Consider the following 14,249-nt stretch of genomic DNA (forward strand, 5'->3'; position numbering starts at 1 on the left):
ATCCTTTCTATATTTAAAATATTTTTAATAAGTCTCTACGCAAAGTGGAAACAGCAATGCAAATAAAAATCTATTCATACAGGACAATCATATTGTATTAGAAGGGTTTTAGTCAATAATAAAGAAAATATGTTCTTAAAGAGAGAATACAGGAGATGATTTCAAAATGGAAAATTTATGGGCTCCGTGGCGATCTATTTACATTGGCAAACCCCAAACGGGGTGTATTTTTTGTGAAAAATTAAATTCAGATCAAGATGAAGAAAATCTTGTTATTTATCGAGGGGATAAGACCTTTGTTATTATGAATTTATACCCCTATAATAATGGACACCTTTTAATTGCCCCCCATAGACATGTTGGGGATATTACAGAGCTTACGGATGATGAATTACTGGAATTAAATAAAATGACCCAATTTATGGTTCAAGCTCTACGGCGGGCCTTTGGCAATCCACACGGTTTTAATATCGGTATCAATCTAGGTAAGGTCGCTGGTGCGGGTATACCTGGTCATCTCCATGTGCATATTGTTCCCCGCTGGGAGGGGGATGCCAATTTTATGGCAGTTGTTGGTGATACACGAGTTATCTCAGAGGGATTGCAGCGAACCTACGAAAAAATAACCGGAGCCATAGCAGCATTAAAGAATGAATAGCGAAAGGAACATCTAAATGCCGGATATTTGTCTTATGGGAGGAACCTTTGACCCTATTCATTACGGACATTTGGTGGTTGCCGAGGAAGTAAGACAAAGGTTTCACTTAGATAAAGTTGTTTTTATACCTGCAGGTAAACCACCGCATAAAAGGAATCAAACTATATCAGATGCACAGCACCGGGTAAATATGACCCGCTTAGCAACATCCAGCAACCCGTATTTTGAAGTATCTACCATAGAGGTTGATAGACAAGGATTTTCATATACAGTTGATACCGTAGACCAACTAAGAAGATCCTTTCAGGTTGATAAAATTTATTTTATTACCGGAGCAGATGCGGTTTTGGAAATATTGACTTGGAAGGATGTCGAAAAACTATTGAGTATGACGAACTTTATTGCTGCCACTCGACCAGGATATGACCTTAATAACTTGAAAGAAACCCTTAAGTCATTACCCGATCCATTCATAAAAAAGATCTTGCCCCTGGAGGTACCAGCATTATCTATTTCTTCCAGTGATATTCGAAGAAGGGTTAGGGAAGGGAGAAGTTTTAAATATCTATTACCGGAATCAGTTGAAAAATATATTTATAAAAATAACATCTATAAAAATAATATCTATGTATCTAGTTAAGCAAAAGTTTTCTTTACCTTAAATGGAAATATCTTTGTATTTCCTAACTGCATTTAGTCTTGGGCTAGTGCAAATAATACTTTCAACGGCAGCAAGTACTTACAGAACCATTGAAAGAGGTGACTTATGTGGCAACTTTATACGTTGGAAACTTACCTTGGGCTACCAAAGCAGAAGATCTAACCAGAGCATTTGAACAGTATGGCGAAGTTCTCAGTAGTAGGGTTATTACAGACCGAGAAACCGGTCGTTCCCGAGGTTTTGGTTTCGTTGAGGTAAATGATGCTGATGCTGAAAAAATGGTAGCGGCTCTGAACGGAACTGATCTGGGTGGTCGGGTTATCACTGTAAACGAGGCAAAAAGCCGCGAAGCTGGTCAGGTCTAGTAATAATAAAACCTCCATTCCACAGGGATCGGAGGTTTTTTCAATAAGCTTAAGGGAGGGAATTCGGGGTCAAGTCATTAGTCATTAGCTGTTAGCCAAAAGCTAATGGTTAATAGCTAATTTTTGTAAATTATCAATCACGTTATATAAAATAAAAAGATATTGGAGGGTTACCATGATTACTGAGGAATTCCTTATGGAAAATCTTAGTCTCATTATGCCAGAAAAACGCTTTCGGCATTCTGTAGGTGTTGCCGATACTGCTGAAAAGCTGGCCAAAAAGTATGGATCAGATCCCTTTAAAGCTAGGATTGCGGGTTTACTACATGATATTGCCCGGGACTTTGATGACAATGAAATGCTGCAGCGGGCTAAAAAGTTCAATTTAGCTGTCAGTGAGTACGGTTTCGCTATGCCGCTGTTGCTGCATGGTCCGGTGGCTGCTGTAATGGCCAGAGAGGAGTATGGTATTACGGAACCAGAAATTTTAAACGCTATTGCGTTGCACACTGTAGGTTCTGAATATATGAGTCAACTGGATAAAATTATTTTTGTGGCTGATAAAATAGAGCCAAATCGACGACATGCAGGTGTTGATGAAATAAGACGTCAGGCCAATAAAGATTTAGACGCTGCTTTGCTCAGCTGTTTTGATGAAAGTATTCGTTATACATTAAAACTAGGTTGTTTGTTGCACCCTACTAGTGTAAAAGCAAGAAATTCAATTTTAGTTGACCAAGGTTCCTTTAGAAAATAGTGGAATAGGATATAATAAACATAATCGTTCTAGGGGAGGGATCTTTTTGACACTTAGTCCAAAGGAAATTGTAGATATAGCCCATCAAGCAGCGGATGATAAAAAAGCCGTGGATATTAAAGTATTAGACATCAGTAGCATCTCCATCATTTGCGATTACTTTTTAATATGTACAGGTCGTTCCAGTACCCAGGTCCAATCTATATCAGAGTATATAGTAGAAAAGTTAAAGGATGCAGGAATCAAACCCTTGCGGGTGGAAGGTTTTAGAGAAGGTAGCTGGATCTTGTTGGATTATGGTGATGTAGTGGTTCACATCTTTCAAGAGATGGAAAGAGGTTTCTATAACCTAGAAAGACTTTGGGGAGATGCCAGCGTGGTGGAAATGAGTCTTAAGGGGTAGTTATTAGCTGTTAGTCATTAGCTATTAGTCATTTGTTAAAGATGAAAAACACGGCTAACAGCTAAAGGCTAATAGCTAAAAAGCTGCAGCTAAAAGAAACCTCTCCAAATTTGGAGAGGTTTCTCTTAGCTTCTTTCAGATTGTTGAAATATAGCACTAATCGTGGTAAAATTTGCGAGGAATGCAACTTTATTAAAGATTACGAAAATAGCAAAAGGGGCTAGGAGGAAGTACTTTGCAAGAGCATTATGACTTCAAAGAAATAGAGAAAAAGTGGCAAGAAGACTGGGATAAGAAAAATACATACCAGGTTCCAGATTTCTCAGAGCGTCCTAAATACTACTGTTTAGAAATGTTTCCTTATCCATCTGGCAAACTGCACATGGGTCACGTAAGGAACTATTCAATTGGAGATGTAGTGGCTAGGTTTAAAACTATGCAGGGTTATGATGTACTGCACCCAATGGGTTGGGATGCCTTTGGCCTACCCGCAGAAAATGCTGCCATTAAAAATGGCATTGCCCCTGCCACTTGGACCTGGGATAACATTGATCATATGAGAAGTCAGTTAAAGCAGCTTGGCCTTAGTTATGATTGGAACCGTGAGGTGGCCACTTGTCATCCCGAATATTATAAGTGGGGACAATGGTTGTTCCTTCAACTATATAAAAAGGGCCTATGCTATAAAAAGCATGCCCGGGTCAACTGGTGTCCGGATTGTGCAACAGTTCTGGCCAATGAGCAGGTGGTTGAAGGTGCTTGTGAAAGATGCAGTGCAGTAGTTGAACAAAAGGAATTAGAACAATGGTTTTTCCGTATTACCGAATATGCCCAGCGCTTGCTGGATGATTTAAAATTGTTAAAGGGTTGGCCGGACAAAGTTAAAATCATGCAAGAGAATTGGATAGGCCGTAGTCAAGGTGCCGAGCTTACCTTTCCAGTAGATGGCAGTGATGATAGTATTTCAGTCTTTACCACCCGTCCGGATACGGTATATGGTGTATCTTATATGGTTCTAGCCGCAGAACATCCGCTGGTGGCCAAGCTTTCTGCTGGTACTCCCCAGGAAGCAGAGGTGTCTGAGTTTGTAAACCGGGTTAGCAAACTGACTGAATTAACTCGGACTAGTTCCGAAAAAGAGGGCGTTTTTATAGGGGCCCATTGCATCAATCCCTTTAATGGAGAAAGGGTTCCCATTCTGGCTGCCAACTATGTTCTTTACCACTATGGTACTGGTGCTGTCATGGGTGTTCCTGCCCACGATGAGAGGGACTTTGAATTTGCTCATAAATATGATTTACCCGTAAAGGTTGTTATATATCCTGCTAAGGATAAAGAACTTCAGGCTGAGGAAATGACTGAAGCCTACACCGAAGACGGAATTATGGTTAACTCAGGTCCCTTTGACGGAACTCCAAACCGTCAGGGAATCAAAAAGGTTATCCAGTATGCTGAAGAACAGGGAATTGGTAAGGGAATTGTGAATTTCCGCCTGCGGGATTGGTTAATTTCCCGTCAGCGTTATTGGGGGACACCAATCCCCATAGTCTACTGTGAAAAGTGTGGGGCTGTACCAGTACCAGATGAACAATTACCTGTATTGCTGCCCACTGATGTAGCCTTTAAGCCAACTGGTGAGTCGCCATTGAAGGGTAGACCAGATTTTGTCAATACCACTTGTCCCCAGTGTGGTGGACCAGCACATAGAGAAACAGATACAATGGACACCTTTGTGGATTCTTCCTGGTACTATTTACGCTATACCAGTGCCAGAGATACAGAAGAGGCTTGGAATAAAAACAAAGTAGACCGCTGGATGAATGTTGATCAGTATATTGGTGGTGTAGAGCATGCAATCTTACACCTACTGTATTCAAGATTTTTCACCAAGGTTTTCCATGACCTGGGTTTGGTCAATGTCCAAGAGCCCTTTGAGAATCTCTTGACCCAAGGGATGGTCTTAAAAGACGGTACCAAAATGTCTAAGTCGAAGGGCAACGTCGTAAGTCCCGAGGAGATTATTGAGCGTTACGGTGCCGATACAGCTAGAATGTTTATACTTTTTGCTGCTCCGCCTGAAAGGGACTTAGAATGGAGTGACAGAGGTGTAGAGGGAAGTCACCGTTTCCTCAATCGTGTATGGCGGTTAATTTATTCCGTAAAGGATGAAATAGTGAAGGCATCTGCTATCCCTGCAGGTACAAATTATGTGGGTGTGCACAAAGAAATGCGCCGCTTAACACACTATGCCATCAAGAAAGTAACCGAGGATATCAGTGGGCGTTTTAATTTCAATACCGCCATTAGTACTATTATGGAACTGGTAAATGGGTTATACACCTACCGCGATAAAGTTGCTGAGGTAGAAAGAGATGTAGATGTACTTGCCGAGGCCATTAACACAGTCATTGTCCTGATGGCTCCCTTTACTCCCCATATTGCAGAGGATCTTTGGTCCGCCACTGGACATAAGGGAAGTGTACACAAGCAGCTCTGGCCCACCTATGATCCCGCTGCTCTGGTGGAGGATGAAGTTGAGATTGCTGTTCAAATCAACGGTAAGGTTCGGGAGCGATTAAATATACCTGCCAATATGAAGCCAGCAGAAATGCAGCAATACCTAATGGAAATGGAGTTAATAAAAGGTCTAATCGGTAATAAACAAGTTGTTAAAGTAATTCCAGTACCGGGCAAATTATTAAACATCGTGGTAAAATAAATGCTAAAAATTAAAGACACCCTAACAGGTGTCTTTAATTTTTGCCGTTGGCTATTAGCCATTAGATCTTAGCTTTTAGTAACAGCTAGTAGACTTTCATGACAAGACTAAAGGCTAAAGACTAAAGACTGACAAATAGAGGTGAACATCATGGAAATTCTCTCAACTCACTTAGGTGCGTACCTATTTATCTTCTTTGCTAGGGTAGCTGATATGTCACTGGATGTTTTAAGGCTTTTGATGCTCATGCGCGGGCGTAAACTGGTTGCCAGTTTGATTGGTTTTGTTGAGGTCAGTATATTCATTGTGGCCCTAGGACAGGCCTTGAGCGGTGGTATGGACGACCCATATAAAATCATTGCCTATGCAGCGGGTTTTGCCACAGGTAATTTCCTTGGCTCGTTAATTGAAGAATGGTTAGCAGTGGGACACTTATCCATGCAAGTCTATCCTTCTACAGAGAATGTGGATGAATTATGTACTCGTTTCCGCGACCAAGGCTTTGGCGTAACAACTGTCTGTGGTTGTGGCAGAAATGGAGAACGAACAATTTTATTTGTCTTGTTAAATAGAAGAAACTTAAAAATAGCCACAAAAATTTTAGACACGGTACAACCAGGAATTTTCTTTAATATTTCTGATGCCAGGGCTGTTCGAGGTGGGGTTTTTCCAGTACCCAAAAGCAGGCTTATCAAGTCAAAATAATTGAATATAACCAGACCTGTGGCAGCATACTAAAGTGACTATTGCCTGCAGGGAGGTAACGGTTTTCATGGATCATTTTCATGGCATATTTCCTCATATCTGGCGGACTGTCATTATTTATTTTGCAGTCTTGGTTATCGTTCGCCTCATGGGAAAAAGGGAGATTGGCCAGCTTTCTACTCTGGATTTTGTTGTAGCTATTATCTTAGCAGAATTGGCAGCCATACCAATGGGATCTCTGATGATCCCAATTTGGCATGGCATCGTACCATTGGTAACATTAGGTGTTTTGGAAGTGCTTTTCTCCTATTTAGCCTTGGTGAACCGTCCCCTAAGAAAAGTCTTCTATGGATCGCCCCAAATTATCATAGAAAATGGCCACCTGTTAAAACATGAAATGCGTGCTTCCCGCTATAATCTCGATGATTTATTGAGCCAATTAAGGGAAAAGGGATTTCACAATATAGAAGATGTTGAGTATGCCATTCTAGAGCCTTCGGGCAGGCTAAGCGTCATCCCCAAATCCCAAAAAAGACCTGTGACACCTGAAGATCTGGGTATTAACACTGGCTATGAAGGATTACCTACTGTGTTGGTGATGGATGGGGACGTTCTGAAGGAGAATCTACATAGTATCAATCTAGATGAGAATTGGTTAAAGGAAACCTTAGCAGAACAGGGGATTCAACCCCAAAAAGTCCTTTTAGCCACCTTAAATACTAAGGGGCAACTGTTGATTGATTGTCAAAACGATGACCATGCCAGTAAATAATCTTTAATCACTTTATAAATGGACCAATTGCTAATGATTAACGGCTAAAAAGAACCAACTACTTTTTCTAAAACAGAAGGAAATTGTCAGTAGAAGTAGAAATTACCATACAACCGTAATCCCACCATGGGGAGTGTTCTTATGATAAACCTAGGTCGTAAAGAACAAATCATTATTTTAATAATAATGGCTGTTGTGCTCTTTTCCGCTGGCTATCAATTTGCTAATAAAGCTGATCAACCAGTAGAACTGGTTACATTACAGTCTACAGATGACCTAGAAAGCTCCGAAGAAATCAAGGATGTTTTTGTACATGTGGCTGGGTCAGTAGAAAAGCCTGATGTATATCAACTTCCTGCGAATAGTCGAGTCAAAGATGCGATAAAACTAGCAGTGCCGACAGCAGATGCGGATCTCAGTATGCTTAATTTGGCGGCACCTTTGAAAGATGGCCAGAAACTTCAAATTCCCAGTATAGTGGAACCAACGACCCCGGGACAATCTATGGCTCAAGTAACTGCAGTGCCAGTACCAATGCAGGGGACGCCCCCTACTATAAATAGGCCTGCAGTCCCCTCAGTTACCCAAGGTGGCGGTTTAATCAATATTAATTTTGCTAGCCTAGCAGAGTTGGATTCTCTGCCTGGTATTGGGCCGGCATTAGCGGAAAGAATCATTGAACACCGGGAGGCCAATGGCCCTTTCCAAACCATCGATGATTTGAAAAATGTTTCAGGTATCGGAGATAAAAAGTTTGAGGATTTACAGGAGCTAATTACAGCTCAATAGTTAACTAACTGTCTTGTGTATGTAAGCGTAGGGAACGACTTCCGTGTCGATCCGTACAATTATGTAGACTAGAGGCTAACAGCTAAAAGGATGTGAGCAGATGGATGTAAGTCTATTGGCCCAGTTAATCAGGTTACAGGCCCTGGAGATGGGCATAAATGGGTCACAAGAAAATAAAGGGGATCAAGCTATTGACTTTTCTCTCGTACTGGCCCAGTTGCTTGCTGCAGAGGCTGGTAGTAAAGGAGAGCAGTCAGCTTTAAAGCCAGGGTTAAATCTGGTTGAATTACCCCATCTACCAACAAAACAAGTCCAGGCCTCTGCGGCAATTGCGGCCGCTTCCTTCCGTGCCGCGTCCGGTCAAGAATATGAGGCGATTGTGGAAAAAGCGGCTTTACGACATGGCATGGACCCAGCCCTTTGTAAGGCAGTGGCTAAGGCGGAGTCTGATTTTAAGCCTGGCGCAACCTCTGGTGCTGGGGCAATGGGGTTAATGCAACTAATGCCTGCCACTGCTCGTAGTCTAGGTGTGACAAATCCTTACGACCCTGAGCAAAACGTTGAGGGTGGTGTACGCTATTTAAAGTCCCTGCTGGAACGTTATCAAGGGGATGTAAAAAAGGCACTGGCGGCATACAACGCCGGACCAGGTAATGTGGACCGACATCAAGGTGTACCTCCCTTTGAGGAAACCACCCGCTATATCAACAGGGTGATTGGTTACCAGCAAAGATACTTGGGGAGCTAGTTCTAATGAAGCGACCCCTAGTTATTTTATTACTGGCCTTTATGCTTGGTATCATTGCAACAACAACCTTTAAAGTACATATGCTCGCTGCTGTTGGGGCAGCGGTTGTCGCCTGTATTGCTGCAGCAATCGGAATCATCAGGACCTGGCGTTTTAATACCTGGGTCCTTTTTGTTGCATCTTTTTGTCTGGGCATGGCCCTGACCAGCTTAGAATTGTCCACGGTGGCCTCACCACTCAGTGATTTAAAAGGAAAGAATATTCAGGTAACTGGCATTGTTATTAATCAACCAGACCATAGGCCCGAAGCAAGCTTCTATAAATTCAAAGTACAACACATAATTGAGAATGGTCAAGCGAAACCAACCACAGGAGTACTCCGGGTTAAGACTATAGAGAATAAAAAGAAATACCGCTATGGTGATATATTAAAGTGTACCGGCTATTTATCTGTACCGGAACTGCCCGGGAATCCCGGGGCCTTTGATTACCATGCTTGGTTAACCGGACAAGGCATTGCGGCCATCTTAACTGTCCAGCGAACAGAGGATGTCAAAGTCCTCGGTAGGGAAGGTTCTGAAATAGTAAAAATAGCCTTGGATTTACGGAGTTATCTGGAAAACATATATGATCAAAGCCTGTCCCAAGATAAGGCGGCCATCTTAAAGGGCCTGATTTTTGGTACTCGGGGTGATATACCCCCAGAAATAGCCTTAGCATTCAATGAAACTGGTCTTGTCCATATCCTCAGTGTTTCGGGGTACCATGTCGGTTTGGTGGCTGGGATGATATTAGTCCTGCTGCGGCTGTTTCATGTGCCAGTTCGTTATATTGCACCTGTAACAATTCCCCTGTTGCTATTTTATGCGGTGATGACAGGTTTAGGACCGGCAGTTCTACGCTCCACCCTTATGGCGATATTACTTCTTTTAGCTCACCATCTGGGGCGTCAACGGGATTGGCCAACCACATTAGCTGTGACTGCTGGGATCATATTAGTTATCAATCCCCTGAATTTATTTGATATTGGCTTTCAACTTTCCTTTGCCGCAACCTGGGGGTTGCTTTATATAACACCAGTATTAAACAATCTTCTACATCAAATCCCCAAGGTCATCCTGTTATTAATAACAATTCCATTAGCTGCTCAACTGGCAACTTTACCTCTAGTGATACTTTACTTCAATCTCGTCTCACCGGTTTCTATTTTGGCAAATTTACTAACGGTTCATCTTGTTGGCATTATTATGTTAATGGGGGCTTTAGCCCTTCTGGTAGGGATACTCTACCTACCCCTAGGTTGTTTTCTGAATATCGGTACCGGGGTATTAATTAACCTATTTATCCACTTGGTACAGTTTTGTCATTCCCTACCAGGGGCCTCTTTTTATCTTGCAACACCACCCCTTTGGTTAATTTTCCTTTACTATCTCACGTTAATTTTTATGTTTCATATTCTACAATATCCGAAAGATAGAGGAAGGCTTATACAGATATTACCGAAGGGAAAATATAGAATTGTTACCCTGGTACCTACCCTACTACTTATCCTTTGGTTGTTTATGCCAACTTCGAAACCCCTACAATTGCATTTTATTGATGTAGGGCAAGGAGACAGCACTTTATTAATCACACCGGGTCACCGAGTGGTTCTTATTGATACAGGGGGGTGGCGGGATGAACTTTTAACGGGCCGGGGAGCGGGAACAAATGTTGTTTTACCCTATCTGCATAGGTTGGGTATCAATCAACTGGATGCACTAATACTAACTCACCCCCATGCAGATCATGTGGCCGGTGCCAGAACCATTGTCGAAGTAATGCCTGTGACAATGGTGGTGATATCACCCTATGGGCTTGAGCGGGATGACGATGTTGACAAAGGTTATCATGAATTGTTGCAAGAAATAAGAAACCGGCATATACCCATTTATGCCGTCAAAAAAGGGGATCAACTAAGGATTGATTCCCAAGTAACTATGCAATGTTTATCCCCGGAGAATATAATAAAGGGCACCAATTCGGATGCTAATAACAACAGCTTAGTATTTTTACTAAATTATCTGGAGCGTACAGCTTTGTTGACTGGAGATATCGAAGTGGAAGCTGAACAAAGGTTGCTTGAAAAACAACAGTTGGTTAACCCAGAAATACTAAAGGTACCTCATCATGGCAGCAGTTACTTTTATAAGAATTTTTTTGACAGCATGAGCCCCCAAGCTGCAATTATATCTGTAGGGGCTGGCAACCGATTTAATCACCCGTCACCTAGAACTTTAGCAGCTCTTAGGGAGGTAAACAGTAAAATTTATCGTACTGATCAGCATGGTGCCGTAATCTTTACCACCAATGGTTCTAAATGGCTGGTCCAAACAGGGAAATAGCGACTTATCAAGGCACCTAAAGCTCAAGGCTGAGGGCAAAGCTAATAGCGAGCACATTCCTGGATAACCCCATTTTTTACCTGAAATAGCTGTCCACTAACCGGGTAAGGATTATTAAGAAAACTACTGCGGCCAATCATAATAGACTGCCGAAGATCACTTTCTTCATTGGAGTACAGTAATAGTACCACATCTCGGTTAGGTACCATCACATATACTTTGCGATTTAGGGGAATACCGTGCTTTTCTGGCCTATAAATGATGGAAAGCAAGCGACTTGAATCGTAGGAGTCACCATAATTAAAACCAAAGAGGTTCCTTTTCTCATCAAAAACCTGTAGGGGTTTGACTTGATCCCGAAAAAAGTTTCTCAGGGCCAATTGTTTTAATTGTCCTAGAGAAAGATCTAAGGCTTCAATAGTAGTATCATCTAAGTAGAAAAAACGCATTCCCTGATCCAATATATAAGCGATAAAAAGATTGTCCGTCAGTGGTGTTGTTGTAATGCCCTTGGCATCCTGGGGACCTACAATCAGTGGATAGACTTGGTGTAGATTCTCCTTGACATCCAGGTGATTGACACCACTTTCCCGCCGGAGATCCTTGATAAAAGGTGCTAATACCTCAGAAATATAAATTTGTCGCATGGAAGCCTTTTGACGGCAGTACCCTTTGTAAAAGTTCTCCAAAGCCAGATCAATCCAATAATCCCCTTTTTTCATCCGAATACTGAAGTTATCTAAGTTATAAATTAAGGACTTGGGAACAGCGCCCAAGATGAATTCCGAGATGGTTTTCTGAAAGGTTTGTCTATCCACCTATATCATCCTCCCCATATAAGAGACATCTGTTGTTTGTGATCTGTATGTTACTGTAATATAATATCTTTAGAACAAATATATGCGATGAATTTTAAAAGAGGTGATTTTCATAGCCATTGTAGAAGTTACAGTAATACCCCTTGGCACAGGGAATACCAGTTTAAGTAGTTTTGTTGCCGGTTGCCTGGGGATATTGGAAAAATCCAAAGGTATTCAATTTCAGTTAACTCCGATGGGTACCATTATAGAAGGCGAATTAGAGCAAGTTATGAATTTGGTGCAGCAAATGCATGAGCAACCCTTTGCTGCAGGGGCGGACAGGGTTAATACCATTATTCGTATTGATGACAGGCGAGACAAAAAAAGTACAATGGAGGGCAAGGTTGCTTCGGTGGAAGAAAAACTAATTAAGCCAGGTGGCACGGACTAAATGGAGTATTACAAAGCTTTGATGAACAGCCTGCAACGGGGTCTCGTTTCCTCAGTTTACCTTTTTTATGGGGAAGAAGAATATTTGAAAGAAAAGGCAGTAGAGAAATTTATAGAGTATCTATTACCCCAGGCAACGGATTTTAATCTCGACCTATTAGACGGTGAAGAAACTGAAATTAGCACAGTGGTTGCCCTGGCAGAAAATTTACCCTTTATGTCAGAACGGAGGTTAATCATTGTTAAGAATGCGCCATGGTTTTCTGGTAAAGGGAAGAGTAAAGAAGGTGGGGAAGAGTCAAAGGAAGCCAAATTGACTGGTAAGGATACGGTCCTATTGGAGTATTTAAATAATCCTGCCCCTACAACCTGTTTGATTTTTTTAGCACGGGAAGCAGTGGATCGCCGCAAAAAACTATATAAGGCAGTAGGTGCTAAGGGCCAGGTTGTCGATTTCAAAATGCTCAAACCCACGGAAATGATTGCTTGGGTTAACCAGGTTATGCAAGCATCGGGAAATAAGATTGAGTCAGCTGCGGTCCGGGAGCTAGTAGAAACTAATGGTAAATTAGGGTTACTAAATTTAACCAATGAAATTAATAAAATCCTTAACTATATAGGCAGTGAACAAGTAATTACAGTCACAGACGTCCGAGAGGTTGGTATTATTAATATAGAACAAAATATTTTCACAGTGGTGGATGACGCTGTAGCCGGGCACACAGCCAAGGCTTTAAATGGTATTCGGGAATTGCTTTCCTTAAAGGAGCAGCCGCCAAAGATTTTAGCGCTTTTGGCAAGACAATTTCGAATTGCCCTTCAGGCCAATGCACTGCTCCAGTCAGGCTGCCTCGAAAGGGAAATTGCAGGAAAAATGGGAATGCATGATTTCGTCATCAAAAAAGCTCTGGCGCAGGTTCGGCGGGGGGGAACTCCAAGAATAAAATGGGCACTGGAGCAAATTGCATCCATTGATGCGGACATAAAGAAAGGCCAGAGAGATTTTCTACCAGCCATCGAAACTATGTTAATTCAATTTAGCCATCAGCATTATTAGCTTAGTGACATTTTTTATGGGTCGGATGTGTGCCATGAACCATGGGACTTGGCTTATGTAATTATTTTGCTTAGGGGTCTTCAGCTCATAGCCTACGACACAGGACCCATGGCCACAGTATTTTCGCATCTGTGGTTTGTGAATAGGAGTCATGGGTGGTAATATCAAATATAAAGTAAAAAACCACCCATTGGGTGGTTTAATTATTAGCCAGCAATTTTATTATACCGCTTGGTTAGGCGAGATTTTTTTCGAGCTGCGGCATTTTTATGCAAAACACCTTTGGTTACAGCTTTATCAACAGCCACCATAGCTTTACGTAGTTCAGTCAAAGCCACTTCTTTGTCAGCTTCGGCTAAAGCTTTCTCGTATCTGCGGATTGCAGTTTTAACAGCGGATTTGATGCTAGCATTACGAATAGTACGTTTTTGAGTAAGTTCCACCCGCTTAATAGCAGACTTAATATTAGGCAAAATTTCTCACCTCCCCAACCAAAAGTTATTTTACCACGCATAATATTAAAATGCAAGCAAACTTTAGTATATCATTACCCCTTTTAGTAAATCATAATTTCATAATGAAAAACAGGGGGTGAATATTTTGTTAGGAATGATTGTTCGCTTTATCGTTTCCGCTCTGGTATTAATGGTAGTGAGTTGGCTTTCTCCAGGTTTTGTGGTTAAGGGAGGTTTTATTGGTGCTTTAATTGCAGCTGTGGTTATCGCTGTCCTTGGTTACATAGCAGAAAGTTTGCTGGGTGACCGCATATCTCCACAAAGAAGGGGTCTGGTTGGATTTATTACTGCCGCAGTGGTTATATACCTTGCTCAATTTATCATTCCCAACTTACTCAGTGTTAGTATCTTTGGTGCACTAATTTCAGCCTTTATTATAGGTCTTATTGATGCCTTTGTTCCTACAGCTGTGAGATAATTTAATGATGTTATAAAAATTTTACCTCATACCAACCTCCCTCGGGGC

The 14,249-nt window shown here is 41.7% G+C and carries 16 protein-coding genes; 14 read left to right on the forward strand and 2 right to left on the reverse strand.

Features of this window, described 5'->3' with window-relative positions; genetic code table 11:
• The first annotated feature begins 166 nt into the window (after nt 1-166).
• The 11 genes from ACYQ03_RS07140 to ACYQ03_RS07190 all read left to right on the forward strand — a co-directional run bounded on the left by ACYQ03_RS07140 (nt 167) and on the right by ACYQ03_RS07190 (nt 10,961).
• Entirely contained in the window at nt 167-658 is a 492-nt protein-coding gene (locus ACYQ03_RS07140; RefSeq protein WP_459908804.1) for an HIT family protein, read from the forward strand.
• 16 nt (nt 659-674) lie between these two features.
• The gene (gene nadD / locus ACYQ03_RS07145; protein WP_459908806.1) at nt 675-1,298 is read left to right on the forward strand and encodes a nicotinate-nucleotide adenylyltransferase; all 624 of its coding nucleotides are present in this window, start codon (nt 675-677) and stop codon (nt 1,296-1,298) included.
• A 128-nt stretch (nt 1,299-1,426) separates the two neighbouring features.
• Nucleotides 1,427-1,684, forward strand: coding sequence for an RNA recognition motif domain-containing protein (locus ACYQ03_RS07150; protein ID WP_459908808.1), 258 nt, complete (start codon nt 1,427-1,429; stop codon nt 1,682-1,684).
• A 175-nt stretch (nt 1,685-1,859) separates the two neighbouring features.
• Complete coding sequence (gene yqeK / locus ACYQ03_RS07155; protein WP_459908809.1) at nt 1,860-2,441, forward strand: bis(5'-nucleosyl)-tetraphosphatase (symmetrical) YqeK; 582 nt, start codon at nt 1,860-1,862, stop codon at nt 2,439-2,441.
• 46 nt (nt 2,442-2,487) lie between these two features.
• A complete protein-coding gene (gene rsfS / locus ACYQ03_RS07160; protein ID WP_459908810.1) occupies nt 2,488-2,844 on the forward strand; it encodes a ribosome silencing factor in 357 nt (118 codons plus the stop codon).
• Nucleotides 2,845-3,079: 235 nt separating this feature from the next.
• Entirely contained in the window at nt 3,080-5,563 is a 2,484-nt protein-coding gene (gene leuS / locus ACYQ03_RS07165) for a leucine--tRNA ligase (protein WP_459908812.1), read from the forward strand.
• Between the two features lie 150 nt (nt 5,564-5,713).
• A complete protein-coding gene (locus ACYQ03_RS07170) occupies nt 5,714-6,268 on the forward strand; it encodes a DUF2179 domain-containing protein (RefSeq protein ID WP_459908814.1) in 555 nt (184 codons plus the stop codon).
• Nucleotides 6,269-6,335: 67 nt separating this feature from the next.
• On the forward strand, nt 6,336-7,040 hold the full coding sequence (locus ACYQ03_RS07175; RefSeq protein WP_459908816.1) for a DUF421 domain-containing protein: 705 nt from the start codon (nt 6,336-6,338) through the stop codon (nt 7,038-7,040).
• Nucleotides 7,041-7,181: 141 nt separating this feature from the next.
• Complete coding sequence (locus ACYQ03_RS07180) at nt 7,182-7,829, forward strand: helix-hairpin-helix domain-containing protein (RefSeq protein WP_459908817.1); 648 nt, start codon at nt 7,182-7,184, stop codon at nt 7,827-7,829.
• Nucleotides 7,830-7,929: 100 nt separating this feature from the next.
• Nucleotides 7,930-8,577 (forward strand): lytic transglycosylase domain-containing protein, encoded by a 648-nt coding sequence (locus ACYQ03_RS07185; RefSeq protein ID WP_459908818.1) that lies wholly within the window; start codon nt 7,930-7,932, stop codon nt 8,575-8,577.
• A gap of 5 nt (nt 8,578-8,582) precedes the next feature.
• Entirely contained in the window at nt 8,583-10,961 is a 2,379-nt protein-coding gene (locus ACYQ03_RS07190; RefSeq protein ID WP_459908819.1) for a DNA internalization-related competence protein ComEC/Rec2, read from the forward strand.
• Nucleotides 10,962-11,002: 41 nt separating this feature from the next.
• On the opposite strand, the gene ACYQ03_RS07195 is transcribed toward ACYQ03_RS07190, so the two are convergent.
• Nucleotides 11,003-11,779 (reverse strand): DUF1444 family protein, encoded by a 777-nt coding sequence (locus ACYQ03_RS07195; protein ID WP_459908821.1) that lies wholly within the window; start codon nt 11,777-11,779, stop codon nt 11,003-11,005.
• A 112-nt stretch (nt 11,780-11,891) separates the two neighbouring features.
• Here ACYQ03_RS07195 and ACYQ03_RS07200 point away from each other — a divergent pair, with 112 nt between their 5' ends.
• Nucleotides 11,892-12,212, forward strand: a complete 321-nt coding sequence (locus ACYQ03_RS07200) for an MTH1187 family thiamine-binding protein (protein ID WP_459910771.1) — start codon at nt 11,892-11,894, stop codon at nt 12,210-12,212.
• Entirely contained in the window at nt 12,213-13,268 is a 1,056-nt protein-coding gene (gene holA, locus ACYQ03_RS07205) for a DNA polymerase III subunit delta (protein ID WP_459908823.1), read from the forward strand.
• 206 nt (nt 13,269-13,474) lie between these two features.
• Here holA and rpsT read toward each other — a convergent pair whose 3' ends face one another.
• A complete protein-coding gene (gene rpsT / locus ACYQ03_RS07210) occupies nt 13,475-13,741 on the reverse strand; it encodes a 30S ribosomal protein S20 (protein WP_459908824.1) in 267 nt (88 codons plus the stop codon).
• A 136-nt stretch (nt 13,742-13,877) separates the two neighbouring features.
• On the opposite strand from rpsT, the gene ACYQ03_RS07215 reads away from it, so the two are divergent.
• Nucleotides 13,878-14,201 (forward strand): phage holin family protein, encoded by a 324-nt coding sequence (locus ACYQ03_RS07215; RefSeq protein WP_459910772.1) that lies wholly within the window; start codon nt 13,878-13,880, stop codon nt 14,199-14,201.
• Nucleotides 14,202-14,249 lie beyond the last annotated feature (48 nt).

The organism is Desulfotomaculum defluvii, assembly GCF_054657375.1.

Bases quoted from the DNA above. Each gene is read 5' to 3' on its own strand.
- ACYQ03_RS07185 (WP_459908818.1), top strand. From the start codon at position 7,930: ATGGATGTAAGTCTATTGGCCCAGTTAATCAGGTTACAGGCCCTGGAG.
- ACYQ03_RS07170 (WP_459908814.1), top strand. From the start codon at position 5,714: ATGGAAATTCTCTCAACTCACTTAGGTGCGTACCTATTTATCTTCTTT.
- ACYQ03_RS07175 (WP_459908816.1), top strand. From the start codon at position 6,336: ATGGATCATTTTCATGGCATATTTCCTCATATCTGGCGGACTGTCATT.
- ACYQ03_RS07140 (WP_459908804.1), top strand. From the start codon at position 167: ATGGAAAATTTATGGGCTCCGTGGCGATCTATTTACATTGGCAAACCC.
- yqeK (WP_459908809.1), top strand. From the start codon at position 1,860: ATGATTACTGAGGAATTCCTTATGGAAAATCTTAGTCTCATTATGCCA.
- nadD (WP_459908806.1), top strand. From the start codon at position 675: ATGCCGGATATTTGTCTTATGGGAGGAACCTTTGACCCTATTCATTAC.
- ACYQ03_RS07180 (WP_459908817.1), top strand. From the start codon at position 7,182: ATGATAAACCTAGGTCGTAAAGAACAAATCATTATTTTAATAATAATG.
- ACYQ03_RS07190 (WP_459908819.1), top strand. From the start codon at position 8,583: ATGAAGCGACCCCTAGTTATTTTATTACTGGCCTTTATGCTTGGTATC.
- ACYQ03_RS07215 (WP_459910772.1), top strand. From the start codon at position 13,878: ATGATTGTTCGCTTTATCGTTTCCGCTCTGGTATTAATGGTAGTGAGT.
- holA (WP_459908823.1), top strand. From the start codon at position 12,213: ATGGAGTATTACAAAGCTTTGATGAACAGCCTGCAACGGGGTCTCGTT.